General features: G+C 48.3%; 19 protein-coding genes. 12 read left to right on the plus strand and 7 right to left on the minus strand.

What is annotated here, in order from left to right:
• The first annotated feature begins 58 nt into the window (after window positions 1–58).
• On the plus strand, window positions 59–1,360 hold the full coding sequence (locus tag GRF59_RS02085; RefSeq protein WP_160496012.1) for a pyrimidine-nucleoside phosphorylase: 1,302 nt from the start codon (window positions 59–61) through the stop codon (window positions 1,358–1,360).
• 177 nt (window positions 1,361–1,537) lie between these two features.
• On the opposite strand, the gene GRF59_RS02090 is transcribed toward GRF59_RS02085, so the two are convergent.
• Window positions 1,538–1,861, minus strand: a complete 324-nt coding sequence (locus GRF59_RS02090; RefSeq protein WP_160498077.1) for a DUF4190 domain-containing protein — start codon at window positions 1,859–1,861, stop codon at window positions 1,538–1,540.
• 193 nt (window positions 1,862–2,054) lie between these two features.
• Window positions 2,055–2,900 carry an AraC family transcriptional regulator gene (locus tag GRF59_RS02095; protein WP_237391591.1) on the minus strand — a complete coding sequence of 282 codons (846 nt, stop codon included), beginning with the start codon at window positions 2,898–2,900 and terminating at the stop codon, window positions 2,055–2,057.
• 159 nt (window positions 2,901–3,059) lie between these two features.
• Between GRF59_RS02095 and GRF59_RS02100 the strand changes: the two genes are divergently transcribed.
• The 3 genes from GRF59_RS02100 to GRF59_RS02110 are packed head-to-tail and all read left to right on the plus strand — an operon-like array spanning window position 3,060 to window position 5,870.
• Complete coding sequence (locus tag GRF59_RS02100; protein WP_160496014.1) at window positions 3,060–4,118, plus strand: Gfo/Idh/MocA family protein; 1,059 nt, start codon at window positions 3,060–3,062, stop codon at window positions 4,116–4,118.
• Window positions 4,115–4,972, plus strand: coding sequence for a sugar phosphate isomerase/epimerase family protein (locus tag GRF59_RS02105; RefSeq protein ID WP_160496015.1), 858 nt, complete (start codon window positions 4,115–4,117; stop codon window positions 4,970–4,972). The genes GRF59_RS02100 and GRF59_RS02105 overlap by 4 nt, the downstream gene beginning before the upstream one ends.
• A gap of 25 nt (window positions 4,973–4,997) precedes the next feature.
• Window positions 4,998–5,870: a sugar phosphate isomerase/epimerase family protein gene (locus GRF59_RS02110; protein WP_160496016.1), complete on the plus strand. Its 873-nt coding sequence runs from the start codon at window positions 4,998–5,000 to the stop codon at window positions 5,868–5,870.
• 73 nt (window positions 5,871–5,943) lie between these two features.
• Here the strand turns inward: GRF59_RS02110 and GRF59_RS02115 are convergent, their stop codons facing one another.
• The gene (locus GRF59_RS02115) at window positions 5,944–7,623 is read right to left on the minus strand and encodes a COG1361 family protein (protein ID WP_237391592.1); all 1,680 of its coding nucleotides are present in this window, start codon (window positions 7,621–7,623) and stop codon (window positions 5,944–5,946) included.
• Entirely contained in the window at window positions 7,620–14,321 is a 6,702-nt protein-coding gene (locus tag GRF59_RS02120; RefSeq protein ID WP_480242648.1) for a DUF7507 domain-containing protein, read from the minus strand. The genes GRF59_RS02115 and GRF59_RS02120 overlap by 4 nt, the downstream gene beginning before the upstream one ends.
• Before the next feature lie 275 nt (window positions 14,322–14,596).
• Between GRF59_RS02120 and GRF59_RS02125 the strand changes: the two genes are divergently transcribed.
• The 3 genes from GRF59_RS02125 to GRF59_RS02135 are packed head-to-tail and all read left to right on the plus strand — an operon-like array spanning window position 14,597 to window position 15,754.
• Window positions 14,597–14,971 carry a hypothetical protein gene (locus GRF59_RS02125; protein ID WP_237391593.1) on the plus strand — a complete coding sequence of 125 codons (375 nt, stop codon included), beginning with the start codon at window positions 14,597–14,599 and terminating at the stop codon, window positions 14,969–14,971.
• 19 nt (window positions 14,972–14,990) lie between these two features.
• Window positions 14,991–15,416 carry an SRPBCC family protein gene (locus tag GRF59_RS02130; protein ID WP_160496019.1) on the plus strand — a complete coding sequence of 142 codons (426 nt, stop codon included), beginning with the start codon at window positions 14,991–14,993 and terminating at the stop codon, window positions 15,414–15,416.
• 2 nt (window positions 15,417–15,418) lie between these two features.
• Entirely contained in the window at window positions 15,419–15,754 is a 336-nt protein-coding gene (locus GRF59_RS02135; protein ID WP_160496020.1) for an ArsR/SmtB family transcription factor, read from the plus strand.
• A 48-nt stretch (window positions 15,755–15,802) separates the two neighbouring features.
• Here the strand turns inward: GRF59_RS02135 and GRF59_RS02140 are convergent, their stop codons facing one another.
• The 3 genes from GRF59_RS02140 to GRF59_RS02150 all read right to left on the minus strand — a co-directional run bounded on the left by GRF59_RS02140 (window position 15,803) and on the right by GRF59_RS02150 (window position 17,902).
• Entirely contained in the window at window positions 15,803–16,447 is a 645-nt protein-coding gene (locus tag GRF59_RS02140) for a helix-turn-helix transcriptional regulator (protein ID WP_160496021.1), read from the minus strand.
• Window positions 16,448–16,568: 121 nt separating this feature from the next.
• Window positions 16,569–16,808, minus strand: a complete 240-nt coding sequence (locus GRF59_RS02145; protein ID WP_160496022.1) for a DUF362 domain-containing protein — start codon at window positions 16,806–16,808, stop codon at window positions 16,569–16,571.
• Window positions 16,809–16,828: 20 nt separating this feature from the next.
• Window positions 16,829–17,902: an Mrp/NBP35 family ATP-binding protein gene (locus GRF59_RS02150; RefSeq protein ID WP_202128472.1), complete on the minus strand. Its 1,074-nt coding sequence runs from the start codon at window positions 17,900–17,902 to the stop codon at window positions 16,829–16,831.
• Between the two features lie 451 nt (window positions 17,903–18,353).
• Here GRF59_RS02150 and GRF59_RS02155 point away from each other — a divergent pair, with 451 nt between their 5' ends.
• From GRF59_RS02155 to mnmH, 5 genes are all read left to right on the plus strand, one after another.
• Window positions 18,354–18,773, plus strand: a complete 420-nt coding sequence (locus GRF59_RS02155; protein WP_160496023.1) for a globin domain-containing protein — start codon at window positions 18,354–18,356, stop codon at window positions 18,771–18,773.
• Between the two features lie 167 nt (window positions 18,774–18,940).
• Complete coding sequence (locus tag GRF59_RS02160) at window positions 18,941–19,483, plus strand: NADPH-dependent FMN reductase (protein WP_160496024.1); 543 nt, start codon at window positions 18,941–18,943, stop codon at window positions 19,481–19,483.
• 154 nt (window positions 19,484–19,637) lie between these two features.
• Window positions 19,638–20,690, plus strand: coding sequence for a M15 family metallopeptidase (locus tag GRF59_RS02165; protein WP_237391594.1), 1,053 nt, complete (start codon window positions 19,638–19,640; stop codon window positions 20,688–20,690).
• A 234-nt stretch (window positions 20,691–20,924) separates the two neighbouring features.
• Window positions 20,925–21,977, plus strand: a complete 1,053-nt coding sequence (selD, locus tag GRF59_RS02170) for a selenide, water dikinase SelD (RefSeq protein ID WP_160496025.1) — start codon at window positions 20,925–20,927, stop codon at window positions 21,975–21,977.
• A gap of 11 nt (window positions 21,978–21,988) precedes the next feature.
• Window positions 21,989–23,068 carry a tRNA 2-selenouridine(34) synthase MnmH gene (mnmH, locus tag GRF59_RS02175; protein ID WP_160496026.1) on the plus strand — a complete coding sequence of 360 codons (1,080 nt, stop codon included), beginning with the start codon at window positions 21,989–21,991 and terminating at the stop codon, window positions 23,066–23,068.
• Window positions 23,069–23,117: the final 49 nt, after the last annotated feature.

The following is a 23,117-nucleotide window of genomic DNA, read 5'->3' on the forward strand; positions in this document are numbered from 1 at the left end:
TTTCAGTTTTGAGCCCTGATTAGAATTCATTTAAATTTGAAAGTGAGGCATTGCATCTATGAGAATGGTCGACTTGATTGAAAAGAAACGTGACGGCGGAGAACTGACAACAGAAGAAATTAATTTCATCATAGAAGGCTATACAAAAGGAGATATTCCTGACTATCAGGTCAGTGCCTTGGCAATGGCAATTTTCTTCAAAGACATGACACAGCGTGAGCGCGCGGATCTGACGATGGCTATCGTCAACTCCGGTGACACGATCGATTTGTCCGAAATCGAAGGAGTTAAAGTAGATAAGCACTCCACGGGTGGCGTAGGCGATACGACGACACTGGTGCTTGCTCCTCTGGTAGCTGCACTTGATATTCCTGTGGCGAAAATGTCCGGACGCGGTCTGGGACACACTGGCGGAACAATCGACAAACTCGAATCCATCGAAGGCTTCCATGTGGAAATCGAGCGCGAAGAATTCGTTAACCTGGTGAACAAACATAAAATCGCGGTCATCGGCCAAACCGGAAACCTGACTCCTGCGGACAAAAAGCTGTATGCGCTACGTGACGTAACGGGTACAGTTGATTCCATCTCCCTGATCGCAAGCTCGATTATGAGCAAAAAGATCGCTGCAGGTTCCGATGCAATCGTGCTTGATGTTAAGACAGGTGCCGGCGCGTTCATGAAAACTGTCGACGATGCCAAAGAACTGGCGCATGCCATGGTTAGCATCGGCAACAATGTTGGCCGTAAAACGATGGCGGTTATCTCGGACATGAGCCAGCCGCTTGGTCTTGCGATCGGTAACTCCCTGGAAGTGAAGGAAGCAATCGACACGTTGAAAGGCAAAGGACCGAAGGATCTGGAAGAGCTGTGCTTCGCACTCGGCCGCCAAATGGTGTTCTTGGCCAATAAGGCTGATTCCCTGGAAGAAGCGGAAGAAATGCTGAAGGAAGTGATCCGTAACGGTAAAGCGCTGGAGAAATTCAAGGAATTCATTCAAAATCAGGGTGGAAATCCTGACGTGGTGGATCATCCGGAGAAGCTTCCACAAGCGAAGTATTTGATCGAGGTTCCTGCGAAGGAAGACGGCGTTGTATCTGAAATCGTTGCGGACGAGATCGGAACAGCAGCGATGTGGCTGGGTGCCGGCCGCGCAACGAAAGACTCTGAAATCGATTTGGCTGTGGGCCTCATGCTCAACAAAAAAATCGGTGATTCCGTGAAAAAAGGCGAATCGCTTGTCACTATTCATGCGAACCGCGAAAATGTGGATGATGTAATGAACAAAATATATGAAAACATCCGCATCGCCGATCACGCCGAAGCGCCTGTACTGGTACACGGCATCATCACGGAATAACCTTCACATATAAAGGGTTTACGAAAATCCGTCCGCTCATCTCTTGAGCGGACGGATTTTTTTAGGCTATCGTAAATGAAATCCTCGGCGTGACATTAAAAATACCTGAAGTGAACGAAAAAGGATTGAAGCTAAATGCTTCAATCCTTTTATTCGTATGGTTCAAGCTTTGAATCATTAGGCTGTTCTCAGATCCGGAATCGTTGAAAGTGCATCATAGTAACTGTCATAAGAAGCTCCTACAAAGATAAGTGCGATGACAACGAGTACGAGCATGATACCGTATAAAGCCGTGCCACAGATTCCGCACACCAAACCGCCAATGGCAAGCCCGCGTCCGCCTTCATTTCTTCTCTTGATCTCCTTGAAGGAAAGGCTGGCAAGTACGATCGCGATAATGCCGAGAATAAAGCCTACATAAGGAATCACCAAGCTAAGAATTCCAAGAACGAGCGCTCCGATAGCTTTCCCGTTCGTCTTAGGCGGCTGCACAGGCGGCATTTGCTGAAACTGGTTAAATTGTCCCGATGAATATGGATCCAAAGGTCTGTTCCTCCTCAAATAACATACTTTATGTATAAAAGATATCAAACATTCAGGACTATTATACCCAGAAAAAAGGAGATTGACTATGCAAAATTCCAATTTATATCGACAAAATTTTTAGAGGGTGAGGAGGAAGCGCGAATGATGACTAACCTTGAAAGCTCTTGCGCAGTTCGGATGGCGAAACATGTTTATACTTCTTAAAGGACCTGCTGAAGTAATATATATCTTTAAAACCCGTAGATAAAGCAATCTCCGAAATGTTCATGCGCGAGTTGCGCAGCAGATACTCCGACTTGTTGATTCGAAGAGTATTGATGTAATCCGTTACGGTACGTCCGGTCAGCTCCTTGAATAATCGGCTGAAATGGAATCTGCTGAGCCCGGCTAGTCCAGACAGCAGATCTATCGTCAGATCCTCTTGGTAACGTTCCTCGATATACTGGAAAACCGGCGTGAATCTTTCGAGATTTTTCAGTCGCAGCTGGTCATCTTCTGTAGTCATTTTATTCGTTCCATATCGGCGCAGCAGAATGGTCAGAATACGGTACAAGTACGATTTGATCGACAATTCGTAGCCGAGTTCGCGCTGGCTTAATTCCTGAATCAGCGAAGAAACGCAGCTTATGATCTCGGAATCACCGGTAATTTTGCTCGCGAACAAAATCCGATTCTGCGTAATCGGGGTGATGAACTTGGTTTCTATGGCATCCACGGAGTGGCTATGCAGCAGTTTGATGTCCACGATCATCGCATAATAGACCAAATCGTCACATTGACTGACGCCATAATGAAGATCATTGCTGTTGACGACCACCAGATCCCCCTCGGTCACTTCATAAGGGATGGAGTTTAATTCGATCATAGCGGAGCCTTTTGTAAAATAAAGGAATTCTATGTGATTATGCCAATGATGATTAAACAGCGTCTTACCGTATTCGTCCGATGTGCAGTAATGGACTTTGATCGGGAAGAAGCGGTTAGGCATATCCATGGGTTCTTGCAAGGCAAGGGGTCTTTCCATATCTGTCACCTCTAAATCGCACAATAGTCTAAATAATGAGCAATGCTCTTCATGGCAGACTTTCTTATTCATATTATAATTCAATATGAAGAAACACAAAAGGATGACATAAAGGAGAGTTGAATACGAATGAGCAAAATTAAAGTGGGTATTATCGGTGCAGGTTCCATATCAGAATCACACATGAATTCGTATCAGAACAACCCAAATGCAGAAATCGTAGCGATTTGCGATTTGAAAGAAGAGAGAGCTAAGGCGGCAGCACAGAAATACGGTGCCAAGCAAACATATACCGATTACAATGAACTGCTTGCGAATCCGGAAGTGGAAGCAGTGAGCATCTGCACCTGGAACAACACGCATGCGGAAATCAGCATCGCAGCGATCAAGGCAGGCAAGCATGTACTGGTCGAAAAACCACTTTGCCGCAGCGTAGAAGAAGCGCTTGAGATCCAGAAAACCGTTCGCGACAGTAAGAAGCTGCTGCAAGTCGGCTTTGTCCGCCGTTACGATCCGAATATTGGATTACTGCAAAGCTTCATCGAAAAGGACGAATTCGGAGAGCTCTATTATGCCAAAGCATCCATTCTGCGTCGTCTAGGCAATCCGGGCGGCTGGTTTGCGGATAAAGAACGCTCAGGCGGCGGACCGCTGATCGATATTGGCGTACACGTGATTGATCTATGCTGGTACATGCTCGGCAGACCGAAAGTGAAATCGGTTACAGGCAACGTATATCATAAGCTTGGCAATCGCTCGAACGTGAAACATCTGTCTTTCTACCAAGCGGCAGATTACGATGCGAGCAAGAATACGGTCGAAGATTTGGCTAATGCGCTGATCCGTTTTGAAAACGGTGCTTCGCTCATGGTGGATGTCAGCTTCTCGCTGCATGCCAAACAGGATGAATCGGCTGTCAAAATTTTCGGAACCAAAGGCGGATTTGAAATTGACCCTGCACTGATTATCGTGACGGAAAAAAACGACGTTATGATGAATATTGAACCGCAGATCGACAATAAAGGATTCAACTTCGCAGCGGCATTCCAAAATGAAATCGATCAGTTCATTCTTAACATCGAGAACAACAGAGAACCGATAAGCCCTGTGGAAGATGGTTTGGAGCTTATGAAGATCTTGACCGCCATTTATGAATCCGCAGAAAAAGGAGTGGAAATCCAGTTATGAAAATCGGAGTAAGCACATACAGTCTGTTCCGTCCTATCCATGCCGGAGAAATTACCGTTCTCGAAGCGATCGAAAAAATCGCCGAAATGGGCGGGGAGCATGTGGAAATCGTACCGGTTGGTTATACGTTGACTGATAATCCCGAGCTGGTGGATCAAATCGTAGCCAAGGCGAAAGAAGTCGGGATTGAGATCTCGAACTACGCGATCTATGCGAATTTTGGCGTGGACAGCGATGAGGAAGTAGCCAATGAAATCGAACGCGTCAAAAAAGAAGTCGACATTGCAGCGCGTCTGGGTGTGAAGCTGATGCGCCACGATGTGGCCGGACGTAAAGATACATCCATAAAGCAGTTCACCAGCGAGGTTGCTCGTTTGGCAGATGCCTGCCGTCAAATTGCGGATTACGCAGCGCAGTATGGAATCACTACAAGCTTAGAGAACCACGGTTATTACATTCAAGCCAGTGACCGCGTGCAAACGCTGGTACAGGCCGTAGATCGTTCCAACTTTAAGACCACACTTGATGTAGGTAACTTTATGTGCGTTGATGAAGATCCGGTCGTTGCAGTGCAAAAGAACTTGCCTTTTGCATCCATCGTTCATATTAAAGATTTCTATCTTCGCCCCGCTTCCCAGGATCCGGGAGAAGGCTGGTTCAAAACCGCCAGCGGCAATTATCTGAGAGGTGCCATTTCCGGTCATGGCGACATCAATCTGCGCGAATCCATCCGGGCCATCAAAGAGTTCGGTTATGACGGTTATCTGTCGATTGAATTCGAAGGCATGGAAGATGCTTATCAAGGAACTCGTATCGGGATAGAAAACGTGAAACGTATCTGGAACGAAATCTAAAGAAGAATAGAAGGGAGATATAAACATGAACAACAAAATCGGCGTTATTGTAGACAGCTTCCGTGTAGGCGTTAGAGAAGGACTGCAGCGTGCCAAAAAAGTTGGGGCGGATGGCGTTCAAATCTATGCTGTCAGCGGCGAGATGGACCCGGCAAACCTGTCTGGAGCGCAGCGCAAAGAGCTGAGAGAATATATCGCGTCACTGGGACTTGAAATTTCCGCACTTGTGGGTGATCTGGGTGGTTACGGATTCCAGGATAAGAACGTGAACGCGGAAAAGATTGAGAAATCCAAGCGAATCCTAGATCTGGCGGTTGAACTGGGAACACCTGTGGTGACAACCCATATTGGGATTGTACCGGAAAACACGAACAGTGAAATTTACCAGAACATGCATGATGCTTGTGAGGAGCTTGCGGCTTATGCGACGAGCATGAATGCTTTCTTCGCCATTGAGACTGGTCCTGAACCTTCGGCCAGACTGAAGCAGTTCCTTGATGGACTTGGCTCCAAGGGCGTATCGGTTAACTTCGACCCGGCCAATATGGTCATGGTTACTGGTGACGATCCTGCCCAAGGCGTTTACAACCTGAAGGATTACATCGTGCATACCCATGCGAAAGATGGCGTACGTCTGCGCGAAGTTCCAGCCCATTATATTTATGAATCCCTTGGATATGAAGCTCCTGTGAATGAGAATAACACTTTCGTGCCAGGAGAGGGTCAATATTTCGCCGAGGTTCCTCTGGGTGAAGGCGGCGTGAACTGGACACAGTATCTGAACGCTCTGAAGGACATTGGATATACGGGTTATCTGACGATTGAGCGTGAAGTGGGAGAAGATCCAGAAGCGGACATCTCCAAAGCTGTTCAGTTTTTGAAGCAATTCAAAGCATAATATCCTTATCGAATTAAAAAACAGTGGCCGTGTACGGAATATATCCGTTACACATGCCACTGTTTTTTTATACTTATTCTTCACCGGAATCCACGACAATCGTAATATAATCGGATCTCGCTTCACCATTATAGCTGCATTCATCCACTTGAGAATGGAAGGTGAAGAGGAAGCTACCGGTCACTTCTTCGATCGTATGGTGCAAATCGGCGCTCGCATAGGAAGTGTAAGTTACTGTCAACTGCTGAGCCGGATCTACGACGCCAAGATCAAATCCTAGATCATAAGGAACAGGCATGTCGTTTATTTTCACAACGCCTTGCGCAAACACCGGTTTATTCTGAATCCATCCGATGAGTTTGAGTTGAGCCGCGAGTGAACCACGATTGATAATTGTAAGTTTAAATGATAAGTGTTCGCCCGGTTCCACCACATAATGGGTGGGTACGGCGTTAACATGGATATCTGGCGTGACCAAGTTGACCGAAGCTGGATCGGATAAAACCGTCTGCTGAACCACGCGCCCGTCCGGAAGACGGAAGGTAAAAGAAGCGGATGCTTGATTAATGGCCCGAACAGGCAAACTTCCTTTGAACACAAGCACTACCGTATCAAAGGAAATTTCAGTCATCGTTCCAGGCCTGATGGTACCCAGAAAGAACCCTTCTGCCGGGTTGGTGCCATGATTGGGTGTCCCGTTTATCATTAGGCTGCCGGGAATGAATTCAAGCTCAGAGGGCAGGGTATCCTTAAAGCTCGCATCTACTGCAAAACTGCCGTTATTCTGGATCTGACTTGTATAATGGAGCACGCATCCTGGGGCTGCCCGGTTTTTATCAACGGTTTTATGAAGGGTTACTTCCGGTTGAATGACGGTGACCAGTAACGGATTGGCTGGTTCGTTATACTGGACTCCATCGATCGAATAAGACAGAATGCCTTGCACGGTAAATGGGTTGCTTCCCGTCACTTTTCCGATACGAAGTTGAACTCGAATGACAATGGTTGCCCCAGGAAGCAAGGTTCCGATAGGTATTCCGTCCGCCGGATCAATGGAGGGATAATAGACATCGCCGATCATGACGCTTCCCGGAACGAATGTGACGCCAGGCGGTAATGGAATATATATTACCAGATTTTGCAATGGAACATTCCCCAGGTTGGTGATGGTCAGCATGTAGGTGATCACATCGCCCGCGAACGTTTGATTCGTGCTGATATCGGCCACAACCGAGACATAGAAGGGGAGAACCGACAATTTCACTTCATTGGATGTAATAGAACCCGTGATCGTTCGCCCCTCCAAAGACTGAAAAGAATAGGTGCCGGTTGCTTGATTGATGAGATCCAAAGAAGCTGGAATGGAGACAAGAATCGCCTGAAAGACAACTTGAATCGATGAAAGACTGCGCACAAGGCCCACTTGAATGCCTGACGCAGGGTCAGCCCCGGGCAGCGGAGCACCGTTCAGTATAATGCTGTTCGGGATATAGGCCAACCCTTCCGGCAGTATATCAAAAAGCGTCATCTGGGCGTCTCGGTTGCCTTCATTGGTTACTGTCAAAGAAAACGTAACGGGCTGGTTCAGGGTTATCTGTTGCTGTTCGCTTGCTCCCTTGGTTAATTGGAGTATCGGACCTACCCAGGGGGTATCCACTATATTCGAATAAGCGACCCCATCCGCTGCCCCGATCTGAAATCGGACCATCGTTTGATTTCTGAGAATGAATTCAGACCTTAAATCCTGGTTCATAATGCGATAACCTGCACCTGGAATGTAACGGTTGTGGTAGCCCCAGCGGCAAGTATACCTATTTGGATACCCGAATTAGGATTACCCGCCGGTCTTGGAACTCCGTCAACCGTCACGCTTCCTGCGACGAATACGGAACCTGCAGGTACCTGGTCGACCAGAACTACATTATTGACAGATTCAATTCCGTTGTTGGTCACCCCAATGGTATACGTGATAATATCCCCGACAACCGCATCAATGGAAGAGGTGCTCTTCACGACGGATACATTCGGCGAAGAGACCGGAATCGTTAACACGTTCGAAAGCGAAGTTCCGGAAAGAATTTCCCCATCCGGATGTTGGAAAGTGAAGTTCACCGTTGCCTGGTTGACGAGCTGCTGTTGCGGCGGCAGGGTCTGCACGCTGACCTGCATCGTTACGCTGACGGTTATCGTGGCCCCTGGGGGTATGCTTCCCGCATTGATTCCTGTCGTCGGATCCGCGCCAGGCTGAGGAACGCCATTAACAAGAATGCTGTTCGGCACAAAAACCGCTCCTGCGGGAATCGGATCGATGACGGTAGCTTGAGCCGGAAGATTACCGGTATTCGTAAGAGTAACAGTGTAGACAATGGTATCACCGATGGTGGCATTGGTTGTGTTCGCTGTTTTCACTGCTCCAATCACCGCTTGATAAATTGGGAGAACGAGCACATTGGAGGTGGAGGAGCCCGAGAAGACGCCCGATGTAAAGCTTGCCGATGCTGAGTTGGCCAGCTGGCCGGTGATAGGGACACTTACCACCGTCACGTTGAAAGCGACCGTTGTTGTAGCGCCTGGGGCAATGGTGCCGAGCGAGATGCCTGCAGAAGGGTTCGCTGCTGGTACAGGGCTGCCGTTAATTGTGACGCTTCCCGGAACGAATGTGGTCTGAGACGGAATCATGTCTGAGAAAACGACATTCGTAACATTTGCAATTCCATTATTCGTGACGGTGATCGAATAAGGAATAACCGTGCCCAAGGAGGCATCCGAAAGTGTACTTGTTTTTACCAACGTCACGTTCGGCGAAGAAACCGGAATAGTAACATTATTGGAGGTAAAGGAACCGTTAATGATGCGGCCATCCGGAAGCGTGAACGTGTAAGTTGCAGAAGCCTGGTTATTCAGCACCTGTCCTGGTGGTACGGAGTTGACGACGACCGAAAACATCACTACCGCACTGGTGGCGACGACGCCAAGCGGAATGCCTGTCGATGGATCGGCTCCGGGAAGAGGCTGACCGTTTAGCAGTACACTGTTAGGCTGGAACGTTGTTCCGGCCGGTATGGTATCGGATAACGTAACGGCTGCCCCGAAATTGCCCGTGTTCGATATGCTGATCGTGTAGACGACCGTGTCTCCCACGGTTGCATTCCCGGTATTAGCGCTTTTTAACGCGGTATAGATCGGCTGGTAGACAGGCGTAGTCACCGTATTGGAGAACGTGACACTTGAGAACGCGCCGGACGTAAAGCTCACGGATGCCTGGTTGCTAAGCGTAGTGGATGCCGGCAGGGAAGTAACCAAAGCGTTAAACACAACGGTAACAACGCTGCCAGGCGCGATGGAGCCGATAATAATGCCGCTTGCCGGATTCGCTCCCGGGCGCGGCGTTCCATTCACCGTGACGGACCCGTTTACTAGCGCAGCTCCCGGAGGAATCGGATCGGTGAAGAGGACATTGCTTACGGCTGCGATGCCGTTGTTCGTAATGGTGGTGGTATAAGTAATGGTATCCCCAACGGAGAGAGCGGTGGATGGAGTGCTCTTAACCACAGCAATGTTCGGTGACGAAACCGAGATCGTGATAACGTTTGAAGAAGCCGTTCTGTTAATCGTCCTTCCATCGGGCAGCGTAAAGGCGATAGCTCCGATACCCTGGTTCACCAGCTGTTGCGGCGAAGGCAGCGTGTCGATTGTCACTGAAAAGATAACGGTCGTAGGCTGTCCCGGGCTTACCACCCCAGCATTAATACCAGTAGTTGGATCTGCCCCAGCCTGCGGAGTACCGTTTACGAGCACACTGTTCGGTACGAACGTAGTTCCTGCAGGAATGTTATCGGTGATGGTCACTTGCGATCCGTAATTGCCCGAATTGATGATGCTAAACGTGTAGCTTACCGTGTCGCCTACCGTAGCATTGGATGTGTTGGCACTTTTGGTGATGGCGATCACGGGCTGATACACAGGAGTGCTGACCGTATTGGAATTGGTCAATCCCGAGAAAACTCCCGAAGTGAATGTCACCGTTGCGGTATTATCCAGCGTTGCAGGCGTAGGGACGGAAGTTACGAGAATGCTAAAGACCACGTTCACGGAGGCGCCAGCAGCGATGGAGCCGATGGTGATGCCCGTAGCGGGGTTCGCCGTGGGCACTGGCGTGCCGTTGATCGTCACGCTGCCGGACACGAACGTGGCACCCGCAGGTATGGGATCACTCATCTGCACATTACTAACCGCTTCAATGCCTGCGTTCGTCATCGTGACTGCATACACAATCGTATCTCCAACGGTGGCAGCGGTAGATGGAGTCGCTTTGACGACGGTAACGTTGGGAGCAGATACCTGTATCGTCACGGTATTGGAAACGGCTGATCCCGTTAACGTTCTGCCGTCTGGCGGCGTAAAAGTATAGTTCGCTGTCGCCTGGTTACTCAGCGTCTGCGGATTAGGCAGCGTGGTAATGACGACGGAGAAAGAGATGACGGTGGTCGCACCGGGTGCTAGGCTCCCCAGACTAATCCCGGTTGCGGGGGATTCACCCGGGAACGGAAAGCCGTTAATAACGACGCTGTTCGGAGTAAACGTGGTTCCACTTGGAATGTTGTCCGTGAAGATGACGTTCGCCGCCAGGTTGCCGGTATTGCTGATAGTGACGGTGTAGTTGACGGGATCTCCCACGGATGCATTGGTTGTACTGGCACTTTTTGATAATGATATTTGCGGCTGCGTCACGGGTGTCGTTGTTGTGTTGGACGAAGCGGAACCCGAAAATGTGCCCGATGTAAAGCTAACAGTTGACTGGTTGTTAATCTGTGAAGGAATCGCCATGGTTATCCTCACCTCGAATGTAATGGTAGCCGCAGCGCCAGGGGCCAGGGTACCTATTGAAATGCCGGACGGAACTGCGGCCGGGCGCGATACGCCGTTCACAATTACGCTTCCGGTAATAAAAGACACGTTGGAAGGCAATGCATCAGTTAAGCTCACATTGTTGACATTGGATGCTCCGTTATTGGTTACGACGCTTGTGAATGTCAGGGTGTCTCCGATTACGGCATCGATGGCCGATACGGTTTTGACGACGCTGACGTTAGGGATAGCAACCGGAATCGTGATCGTATTGGATACTGAATTGACGGATACCTGCCTGCCTCCGGGAAGCGTAAATGTAGAAACGGCAGCCGCCTGATCAACAAGCTGCCTAGAAGCCGGGAGGGAGGTGACATTCACGACAAAACTCACGGAGGCTGTTGTTCCATTAGCTACCGTTACCGGAATGCCAGTAATGGGATTCAATCCAGGTGAAGGGACGTTATTAACCAAGACACTGTTATCTATAAATGAGCTTCCTGCAGGTATATTATCTGTCAAAGTCACGTTCGCCGGAATATTGCCTGTATTACTGATTAAAAAAGAATAGGTCAGCGTGTCACCCACTGTTGCGTTAGTCGTACTGGCGCTTTTGATGATGGAAATAATCGCTTGGTAAACCGGAATGGTGACCGTGTTCGATATGGAAGTTCCCATGAAGGTTCCGGAGTTGAAGGCGACACTGGCCTGATTAATCAGTTGAGCAGGATTCGGCAAGGAAGACACAAGTACCTGAAAGGTGACGGACACGTTAGCGGATGCTGCCAGATTGCCGATCTGAACACCATTTAGCGGATTGGCGTTTGCTAGCACTACCCCGCCAAGTGTTACACTGCCGGCTACAAACGTGGTTCCTGCAGGAATATTATCGGAAACGACGACGTTGTTAACGGCTCCAATCCCATTGTTTCTAATGGCGAGCGTGTAAGTCACAACATCATTTACGGCTGCTGCACTCGAATTTGCACTTTTTACAACGGTGACATTTGGTGCGGAAGCCTGAATGGTAATTGTATTGGAGGAACTGGTTCCCGTCAGGCTCCTTCCGCTAGGCAGCTGGTACGAATAGGTACTGTTTGCTGTATTAATCAGTGTAGCAGGCGTGGGCAGCGTGTTTAGCACGACTTGGAAAGTGACGGTTATGGTGGCTCCAACGGCAACGGTCCCAACAGAAATACCCGTTATCGGTGAAGCACCGGTAATGGTTGTTCCCTGTACGGTTACGCTGTTTGCCACAAAGGAGGTACCTGCTGGAATATTGTCGGTGAGGGTGACCTGTGCAGCCAGATTGCCGGTATTTTTGACCAGAAACGTGTACTGAATGGTGTCACCGACGGTCGCATTGGAGGTCGTGGCGCTTTTCGTAATCGCAATTACCGGTTGATATACGGGAGTTGTTACGGTATTGGACAGGGAAGTGCCGACAAAGGTTCCAGAGTTGTAGGACACCTTCGAGCTGTTGGACAGCGAAGAAGGACTAGGTAAGGAAGTGACACTGACTTGAAATGCTACCGAGACGGAGCTTCCTGCAAGCAGGCTTCCTACGGTAATGCCGCTTGCCGGATTCGCAGATGGAAGCGCGGTTCCTCCTACGGTCACGCTTCCCGAGACAAAGGTAGTGCCTGTTGGGATGATATCCGTTAATATGGCATTCGATATTCCTTCGGTCCCGCTGTTCGTGACGACAGAGGTGTATGTCATCGTCTCTCCGACAGCCACATCGGTTACGGACGAGCTCTTCACAACCGTGACATTGGGCAGTGTAACAGGAACCGAGAGCGTATTTGAGCTGGCAGAACCTGAAATCGTGCGTCCATCAGGCGGTTGGAAGGTATAGGCAGCGACCGCCGTGTCTACGAGTTGGGAAGGGGATGGCAGATTATTGACCGTGACCGAAAAAGTAACCGGTACCGTCGCTCCGGCCGCGACCGTGCCAATAGCGACTCCCGCAGCGGGATTGGCTCCCGGAATGGAGGTTCCGTTGACCGTAAAACTGCCGGTGATGAAGGTACTGCCTGTGGGAATATTATCGCTAAACGTTACTGCAGCCCCAATATTCCCTGAGTTGTTGATCAGAACGGTGTAAGTCAGCGCTGTCCCTACCGTTGCGTTCGTCTTATTTGCACTTTTCGTTAACGTCAAGCTTGGTGCATATACGGTGACGGTTACCGAATTGGAGGGGATGACCCCGGTAATTGTGTCACCCCCGGCAACGCTTTGAAAAGTGAAAGCGGATTTTGCGGTATTGACAAGCGTTCTGGTAGCCGGCATGGATGTGACGGTGGCTTTATATGTAACGACAATGGAGGAAGCGAACGCCAACGTTCCCAGTGGAGCTCCGGCAACGATGTCATACGTCGGCTTGGCTACGCCGGCTACGGTTACGCTTCCTGAAACAAACGTCAGACCGGTTGGAAGGGCGTCCGACAATACGACACTGTTTGCGCTTGCGGTACCTGTATTGTTTACCGAAACGGTGTAGGTGATCGTATCCCCTACAATTGCACTGCTTGTGCTCGAACTTTTAACGACATTGATTTTCGGAGCATTGATATCCACCTGGATGGCGTTTCCATTCACGCAATACGCATCACCAGAGGTCGTTAGAATCAAAACGGCGGAGGATTGATTGTTGACAAGGCGGGCCGATACATCCACGTTGGTAATATCCCAGCCTTGACGGCCTCCGACGATATTGGTGCCGGGTGCTCCATTGGTCTGATTGCGCGTACCGAAGGTACCCGTCGTGTCGAGATTGCCTGAATCATTATTGATCTGGGAAGCAAAGAAATTGGCTGCAAAATTGTTGGGACCGGAAAGGGCTACGGCCGTTGCCGATGTAGGGCCGAAAAGCGCCTGATCCCCCGTTCTGTTCGCATCACCTTCCTGTGCACTGAATAAGGCTCTTCCTCCAAGCGCACCCGATATAGGTGTGGCGAATCCGGTAAGTGTGGTGGTAACCGCACTGGAGGTAGCCTGCACCAAAACCGCGCCTGCGCGGATGGACATATTTCGAAACGGAAGAGAAGGATTTTGATAAATGACCCCTAGCGTCCAACCGGCGTGATTTCCTGTCGGATCATTCGGGATGACGATGGTACCTACGACATTCCCGGTCGTATAAGTGCCGCCGCCTCCTTGCTGAATGAGGGTCGTAACATTGGCTGATCGTACATAAGCGGTCATATTATTGCCGAAATCAATCGAATTCGCTGTTGCCGGATCGGGAGTGACCGAGAAAGTACCCGCTGGAGTCGTAAAGGTAACCGGATTATTAATAAAGCTGCTGAGATTAATCGATCCAGTAATAATGTAGGATCCGCCCCAGATCAGTTCGGCGTATAAAACCGTGCTTCCCGTGGGCAAAATCAGTTGGGCCGATGAGCTGTCATTGTTGTAAGAGCTTGTCGTTCCGGCTGGATACGTACCGTACTGGGCGGCTGTATTGGTCGTTATGAATCCACCAATGCTGTCCTGCGTGCCAGGAACACCCGCGGTGTCTGAACGGCTTAAACCCAACGTATTTCCCGTAAACGTAACGGCACCTGTAGCATTAAATGTTGCTCTGACGATAAGAGGAATAATTTCACCTCCTTAGCACTAATATCGCGGCAAGACGGCATAATGCAGGCTATAAATATAAATCAAAAATACCCCATATTCAGCCTATGAGCCGTTTTTGCAAATTAGTCGGGGAGACCAGGTTATCGCAAAAATAATCGTTATTTCACAGTATTCCTCGGAAATGATTGGAAGTAAAAAACGCTTGATATAAAACCATTTGGTTGTATATAATAATAAGCGTAACCAAATGGTTTCGTTTCTGCAGGAAGGAAGATGACATGCCAGACACTGAATTGTTAAAGAAATTGCATTATAAACAGGGACACGGGGTCGTGCTGAATGCTCCGGAAGGTTTTTCTCTAGGCATAGAACCGGAAGAGGGCGATTCGAACCCAAAAGCTGACTTTGTTCTACTTTTCGTTCATGATGCCGAGCAAGTTAGGGAATGGGTACCGAAAGTCGTACCAACACTTGCTGAAGACGGGGTATTCTGGATCACGTATCCAAAGCGATCCTCCAAAATAAAAACGGATATTAACCGGGACAGCTTATGGAAGCTCGTAGAATCCTTGGTTCCCTATCGTCCGGTTAGCAACGTGGCTGTGGACCACAAATGGTCAGCGCTGCGTTTTCGGCACAAGAATCGGATTCAATCCAAAAAAAGCTAATTAATGGGAGGATACATTCATGAGCGTTTCAAGCAATAATACACTGCCGGACATCCGGCATACAGGAATTTTCAACGCACCAATCCAAAAAGTATGGAATGCGGTTGCCACTTCGGAAGGACTGGAAGCATGGTTCATGCCCAATGATTTTGAACCGATTGTCGGATATGAATTTCATATCAATGCAGGTCCATATGGAATGTCATCGTGTAAGGTGACGGAAGTGGGTCCGCCGCGGCTGCTGTCTTTTACTTGGGGGAAGGACTGGACGCTTACATTTGAACTGAAGGAATTGGATGGTAAAACGGAGGTAACCATCATTCATTCGGGATGGAACGAGGATATGGTCACAGAGTTCGGTCAACCGCATCCCGCCGTGCGAGGCGTTATGGATCAGGGATGGGCTGGCCTGCATCAGAAGCTGGGCGAATACGTGGAGGCGTAATTATGGGCGAACCTCAAGTCAAGAAGCATGATGTGTTCCAAGCCATCGCAGATCCTAGCCGCCGCAGGATGCTGAAGCTGCTTGCCGATGGGGAAATGCCGATAACGACGATAAGCGGTCATTTTCCGATGAGCCGGACTGCGGTGTCCAAGCATCTGCGGATTTTATCCGAGGCGGGCCTGGTGAAGGAGAGAAAGGTAGGGCGGGAAAACCGCTTTCGCCTGGATCCTGAACCTCTTAGTGAACTGCAGCAGTGGTATTCGTACTTCGACCGCTTCTGGGAGAATAAAATGGCAGCTTTGCAGCACTTGGTTGAATCGGCTGAGGCAGCTAAATAGAGATTCAAAAAAAGGAACTCTGCATCGAATGTCCGGAATATTTCCGGATTAATGCGAGAGTTCCTTTTTGTTTTTAATCGTATAGACGCATTTTTTATCGCCCTTGGCCAGGCATTCCGTACGACCGACTTCCGCACCCAGCAGGGATTCGAACATATTCATTTCACAGGTGCAGGCGTGATTGTACTTTTTGGCGATCTGAGAGATCGGGCAGTTGTATTCCATTAACGTGTATTCATGTTCATTGTTTTTTTGAAGCTCGACCATATAGCCGTTTTCATTCTGAATCTCTGCCAATACTTCGACCTTCTCGGCAAAAGACTTTCCATGCATTTTGGCTGCATGATTCTTACGGAGCGATTCTCCCCGGCGTTCAAACAACCGATCCACCATGTCTGAACCGGCATCTAGTTCAAGCTCGCCAAGTAAGTCAAGTGTCAAGGTATGATATTTATTAGGAAAAAAGGTCTCAGCCTGTTCCGTTAAATGATAAATAGCAGTAGGGCGTCCCATCGGCTGACGAATCGTTTTCGATTCAATTAATCCATCTTTCTCAAGGGTGTTGATATGCCTGCGAACCGCCATGCTGGTGATACCGATAAATTCGGTGATTTCTTTGGCACTGAGATCACCTTTCGTTTTCAGCAGCTGCAGGATTTTGTCCCTGGTCGATATATCCAGTTGTTGGTCCATGTTTCATCACCGCCTGTTCTGCCGTTTATTTCATAAAGTCTTTGCCCGAGTATAAAACAAGCCTGCCGACATGGATATCAACAGGCTGTCACGACTCGGAATGATTCGATGGAGTAACCTATTATTTAGATTTGAAGAAGTTTTCAGCTTTGGCAATAAAGCTCTTTTCTTCTTCAGGTAGATCCGTATCGTAATACACTGCACCAACCGGGCAAGCAACCTCGCAAGCGCCGCATTCGATGCAAATGTCTGTGTCGATAAAGTACTGGTCTGAACCTTCCTCGATGCAATCTACTGGACAAACATCAACGCAATCGGCCGCTTTCTCATCAATACAAGCCGAAGTAATAATGTAAGACATGTTCTTTTCACCCTTTCGATTTAGTCAACCTTTTTTGAAACAATGCTTGCTGCCAATTCCATAAAGATGTGCCACTGCTCGCTGCTTTCTCTGAACAGGGTAGGGCTGGAGCCAGAACCTTCCGGTGCATCCGAAGACTGGATAGGTACTTCAGCAAGCAGCTTCGTATTCAGTTCATCAGCCAGTTTTTGACCGCCACCGCGTCCGAAGAGATAGTGCTTCTCCCCCGTAGGATCTGTAAAATAGGACATGTTCTCGATCACGCCGAGAATGGGATGATTGGTTTGAATGGCCATTTCACCGGCACGTGCAGCAACATGGTTCGCCGTAGGATGGGGCGTCGTTACCAGAATTTCCGCGCATTGCGGAATCCGGTTATGGACGTCCAATGCCACATCGCCCGTTCCTGGGGGGAGATCCAGGATCATATAATCCAATGGGCCCCATTCTACTTCGTTCAGGAAGGTGCCGAGCATTTTGCCCAGCATCGGTCCGCGCCAGACGACAGGCTTGTTACCTTGTACGAAAAATCCGGTCGAAATGACTTTAATTCCTTGGCTTTCAACTGGAGCGATACGATTCCCCTGCTTCTGGGGGAGTTCCTTAATTCCCAACATCTCCGGTATACTATATCCGTAAATATCAGCATCGATAATACCCACGCGTTTTCCTTGCTTAACTAAAGCAGCCGCGAGGTTGACAGTTACGGTGGATTTCCCGACTCCGCCTTTACCACTGGCAATGGCAATGAAAGTGACTCCGGAATCCCCGGCTACCAAAGGTGAATTCATCAACGTTGGAGCACGGCGTACCGTTTTATTTAGCTTTATAGCTATAATATCATTTTTTTCTTCATTTGAAATATGTTTGAAGCGTATATGAACATCGGTAATTCCTGACTTTTGCAGCGCGCTGGTGATCTGCTCCTGTAGTTCTTGTTCTCGTGACGCTAAGTTTGGAGCGAGCAGTACGCTTAGAGCGGCGTGATCCTTGTTCGTGGTAATATCCCGGATCAAACCAATCTCAGTCAGCGGCAGTTGATGTTCATCATCTTGGATATGGGCAATAGCTGCAACCAAATCATCCTTTGTCAAAATTTCTCACCTTCAATTCTCTATCTATCTGTAAATACAGTATGACCATAATTAATGTACAATCTTCACGGCATCAAAATGACTTTACCATGTTTATGATGCGGAAGCCAAGTGAATAAAGGCAATTAGAGCCATCCTAACAGCTCCGTCCGTACAAATTATGACACGGTAATTGTAGAACACGCATCGCATATAGTCAACATATATGTATAAAAAGTTAAACAATATTCGCGCTTGGCTCTTGACAAAGCGTTTCCAGGATTATAATAATTAATATACATTTATGTTTACTAAATAAAATGAGCTAAAGAAAATGTATACTATAATTGCGCCAGAAGTTAGTTTCATTTTATATCCATTAGAGCGAGCGAAGACGATCACAGACTGCGTTCAATCTATATAAATGACAATTCATAAGAAGTGAATTTAAGAAGGGAGGCTCATTTTCTCGTTGAGTACTGAAAAAAATCCGAACGCTGAACGACCGGTATCATACTATGAGCAGGTGGGCGGTGCACCAACGATTCGCGCACTTGTCGAAGCCTTTTATCCGAGAGTTGTGGAGCATCCGCTGCTGGCACCATTGTTTCCGGAGGATATCTATCCGGTCATGGAGAAACAGGAAATGTTCTTAACGCAATATTTTGGCGGACCCCAGCTGTACACGATGAGAGAAGGTCATCCGCGCATGAGAGCAAGACATATCCGGTTTCCGATCACTCCTGATCGTGCAACGGCATGGCTGAGCTGTATGCAGCAGGCGATGGACGAAGTGATTGAGGATAAAATGTTGCGTGAGCAGATGATGGAACGTTTGGCGATGACCGCATACTTTTTTGTGAATACCGATGAACACGAGGCTGATATCTAAATGTCGGCTTGTAATTAAGGATAAACGTAATCGAGCTGTGATTTGACGGGAAAAGGGAAACAGATGCAGTTTTTGCATCCAGACTGAAATGGCAGACAACCGCTGAAGGAATCTCCCATTTACCGACAAAAGTCAAGCAAATTACATCAGAAAAGGAGACTGCCTTCATGAAGCTGGTTGGAATATCAGGTGCGATCATTGGGAATAAAACGGCCATTGTCGTACAAAAGGTATTGGAAGAAGTCAAAAAACTCGACCCGGAAATAGAAACGGAACTGCTGGATATGAAGGAATATGATGTTCAGTTTTGTGACGGACGTGATCCATCTGCATATACGGGGGATACTAAAAAAGTAATCGACAGCGTCGCTTCAAGCGATTTTTGTTTGATTGGCACACCGATATATCAAGCGTCCATGTCTGGCGTACTAAAAAATTTATTTGATCTCATCCCGCCCTCAGCGCTGCAGCAAAAAGTTATCGGCTTTGTGGCAACTGGCGGAACCTATCAACATTACCTGGTTATTGAGAATCAATTGAAGCCTATTGCGGGTTTCTTCAGATCTTATGTCGCTCCAGGTTATGTATACGTACATGACGACCATTTTAATGAGTTTAAGGAAATTAAGGACCCGGACGTTCTGGAGCGGATCGAACGGCTTGCGGCAGAGCTGGTGTTTATGCAAAAACGTTTGAAGACCGCAGAATAAAAAGAGATACATATTGTCGAAATTTGATGGAAAGATCTGATCAATCATTTGATCAGGTCTTTTTTTGTCGTATAATGATAATGATAGATTCATAGTTTCAAAGAATTGAATGGTGAGCATGTTATTCTTTTGATTCATCATGGGGGAGAGGGGAATGCAAATGCGTAAATATGTGGTCACTTTTATAGTGGCTGTTCTCATAGTAGGGGGAGCCTTCTGGGCATGGGATAAAAATCGGACGCCGGCTGCCGAAGAGTCTAGTGTGGAGAAGACACCTGCATTATCACAGCAGAAAAATATACAAGAGAAGCCTGCTACTGTTCAGGAAAACACGACAGAGACCGCAGATAAAGACTCGGTAAGCAAGTCAGAAGACACTGAGCCGGTAACGGAAGGGGTGGATAAGCCGGAATCCCAAACAGGGGAGAAAACAAGTTCCGCAAGCCAAAATTCGTCAGGCAATAAGCCAACGAAAGCCCCTGCAGAACGACCTGCGAGTAACAAAAACGTGTCCAACCCATCCGCAGGATCCAAATCAGAAACCAATTCTTCCAAAGGATCCAGTAAAACCGGCGGCAAAGCGGAGTTTGTCAACACGTATAATGTAGAGCACGTCGTGGCTAATCCGGAAAGTACAACGGTTCTAGTGAATAAAACCTATAGACTTCCTGCAGGATATGTACCGCCGGATCTGGTATATCCTAATGTTCCATTTACCTTCTCGGAAAAGATCGACAAACGCAAAATGCGTAGAGAAGCGGCAACTGCCCTTGAAAAGCTGTTTGCCGGTGCGAAGAAAGATGGCGTTAGTTTGGCTGGCGTATCCGGTTACCGTTCCGAATCCCGCCAAACGACATTGTACAACAACTACGTTAAACGTGACGGCGTGAAGGCTGCCGATACGTACAGCGCGCGTCCGGGGCACAGCGAGCATCAGACGGGACTTACCATCGACGTCGCGGGCAGCACTGGCAAATGTGCGGCTGAGAGCTGTTTCGCTGGAACCAAGGAGGCCAAGTGGTTGGCCAAGCATGTGCAGGAGTACGGATTCATTATTCGTTATCCGGATGGCAAGGACTCGATTACAGGCTATAAATACGAGCCGTGGCATCTTCGCTACGTAGGAACTAAAATCGCACAAGCTGTGTCCAGCCGCTCCATCACGCTAGAGCAATATTTCGGAAATACGGTTCCAGTCTCCAAATAGAGCGAAGATTACGGTATAATATTGTAAAGTCAATATAAGTATTGAAGGCAGGATCTTCGGCTGCACATATCATGATGTGTGTATTCGGGTATCCTGTTCTTTGCTGTGAGAGAGGCGGGTTTCTCCTATGGAAAATTTGCCTTTTATCCGGCTCATGTGTACGCTTTATAGAGAAGAACAACTAAAATTAACATCATTAACTATGTGGAATTAACCCATGAAAGGTCGTGCAGAATGATGGATTCTGAACTCCATGTCAAATTAACCTCTTTATCCAGCAAAGGGGGCTGCGGTTGTAAAATCGGCCCTGCCGATCTGAGCCAGGTCCTTCGCAATCTCCCTCCGGCAGAACCGAATCCCAATCTGTTGGTTGGACTCGACACAAGCGACGATGCGGGAGTATACAAGCTGAATGATGAGCTGGCTTTGGTACAAACACTCGATTTTTTCACGCCGATCGTGGATGATCCTTATTCCTTCGGACAAATTGCCGCGGCAAATGCGATCAGCGACATTTATGCGATGGGAGCTAAACCATTAACGGTATTAAATATTGTGGCATTTCCAATTTCCACGCTGGATAAAAGGATTTTGTCCGAAATTTTGCGCGGAGCTGGCGATAAAGTCAAGGAAGCCGGCGCGACGCTGGTCGGTGGGCATTCCATTGATGACAAGGAGCCCAAATTCGGTTTAGCCGTTACAGGTCTTGTCCATCCTGATAAAGTTCGAAGCAATGCAGGAGCCAAAGTAGGAGATAAGATCATATTGACTAAGCCGATTGGCGTTGGCATCATGACGACGTCCATTAAAAATGACAAGCTTACAACGGAGGAAATTGCACGCGTAACTCAAGTGATGTCCACGTTAAATAAAACTGCTGCCGAGGTCATGGAAAGCTATGATGTTCATGCATGCACGGACGTGACCGGCTTTGGATTGATGGGTCATTCGCTAGAGATGGCTAAGGGAAGCGGCGTAGAAATCCGGATCCGCAAGGATGATGTACCCGTTCTTCCGCGCGTACGCGAATTGGCTGAGCAGGGGCTGGTGCCTGGGGGATCGAAGAACAATTATGCGCATGTTGAAGACAGCGTACATTTCCCCGAACAGATGGATCAGGTTGATCGGTGGATTCTATGCGATGCCGTTACTTCCGGTGGTTTGCTGATTTCAGTGAGCGGAGCGGAAGCTGAGGCATTGCATCAGGAACTGGTAGCCGCTGGTGTAGAGGCCAAAATTATCGGTGAGGTTACTTCCAGCGGCGCCGGACAAATTGTGATTGAGTAAGGGAGTGCCCTATGTTTCAAGACATATCCATAGAGAAGCTGAATGAGCTTCGTAACAAGAATGAAATGACTGTCATCGATGTCCGGTCGCCATCCGAATTCGCGGATTCGACGATACCGGGCAGCATCAATATTCCGTTTTTCACGGATGAAGAACGTGCTGAGATCGGTACCCTGTATAAACAGGTCAGCACGCAGACGGCCAAAGAGAGAGGCCTTGAGATTATGTCTGCGAAGCTGCCTGCTTTTGTCAAACGCTTCGCGGAAATTCCGGGGAATAAAACGGTGTTCTGTTGGCGCGGAGGGATGCGGAGCAGAACGACAGCTACCGTGTTGTCCTTGATGGGCATTCATGTTCATCGACTCGACGGTGGGTATCGTGCTTTCCGGAAATGGGTTGTCGAAACGTTGGAAACGATGGATTTCGCACCTGAGGTATATGTGCTTCATGGCAATACGGGAACCGGGAAAACCGAAATTCTCAAAAGGCTGAAGGAGAAGGGTTATCCAGTCGTCGATCTGGAGGGGCTTGCAGGACATCGCGGCTCCATTTTCGGAGAGATTGGCATGAAGAGCCATAACCAGAAGACGTTTGATTCATTGCTTCTGGAAGATATGCTTCGTTACAAGAATGAACCTTTTATTCTGATAGAAGCGGAAAGTAAGCGAATAGGCAAAGTGGTTTTGCCTGAATTTCTTGTCAATAAAAAAGAACAGGGAACTCACATCATGCTGAAAGCACCAACTTCACTGCGGGTAAGCAACATACTGAACGATTATCAGCCGGTAGAGCATGCGGAAGAGAGCATGGATGCATTTCAACAAATCAAATCCCGGATTCATACTCCGATTGCCCTTGAAATAGAAGCAAGCATGCTGACCCGACAATACGGAAGGGCCGTGGAGCTGCTTCTCGAATATTATTATGACCCGAGATATACCCACACCTCCAGCGCCTATGGAGATGAATTCGCCAAGATCCCAACCATTCAATTCGACATGCTCGATGAAGCTGTTGCTTGTGTTGAGAAGCAAATTAAAGAATGGCTTGATCAGAACAAAGAGGTTAGCAAGGTACGAACCGGCGTATAAGATAAAGGGAGGGCCGTAGTGGCTCTTCCAAGGCTGTCGAGAACAATCG

Source organism: Paenibacillus dendrobii (assembly GCF_009807035.1).
GTDB classification, from domain to species: Bacteria; Bacillota; Bacilli; order Paenibacillales; family Paenibacillaceae; genus Paenibacillus_AQ; species Paenibacillus_AQ dendrobii.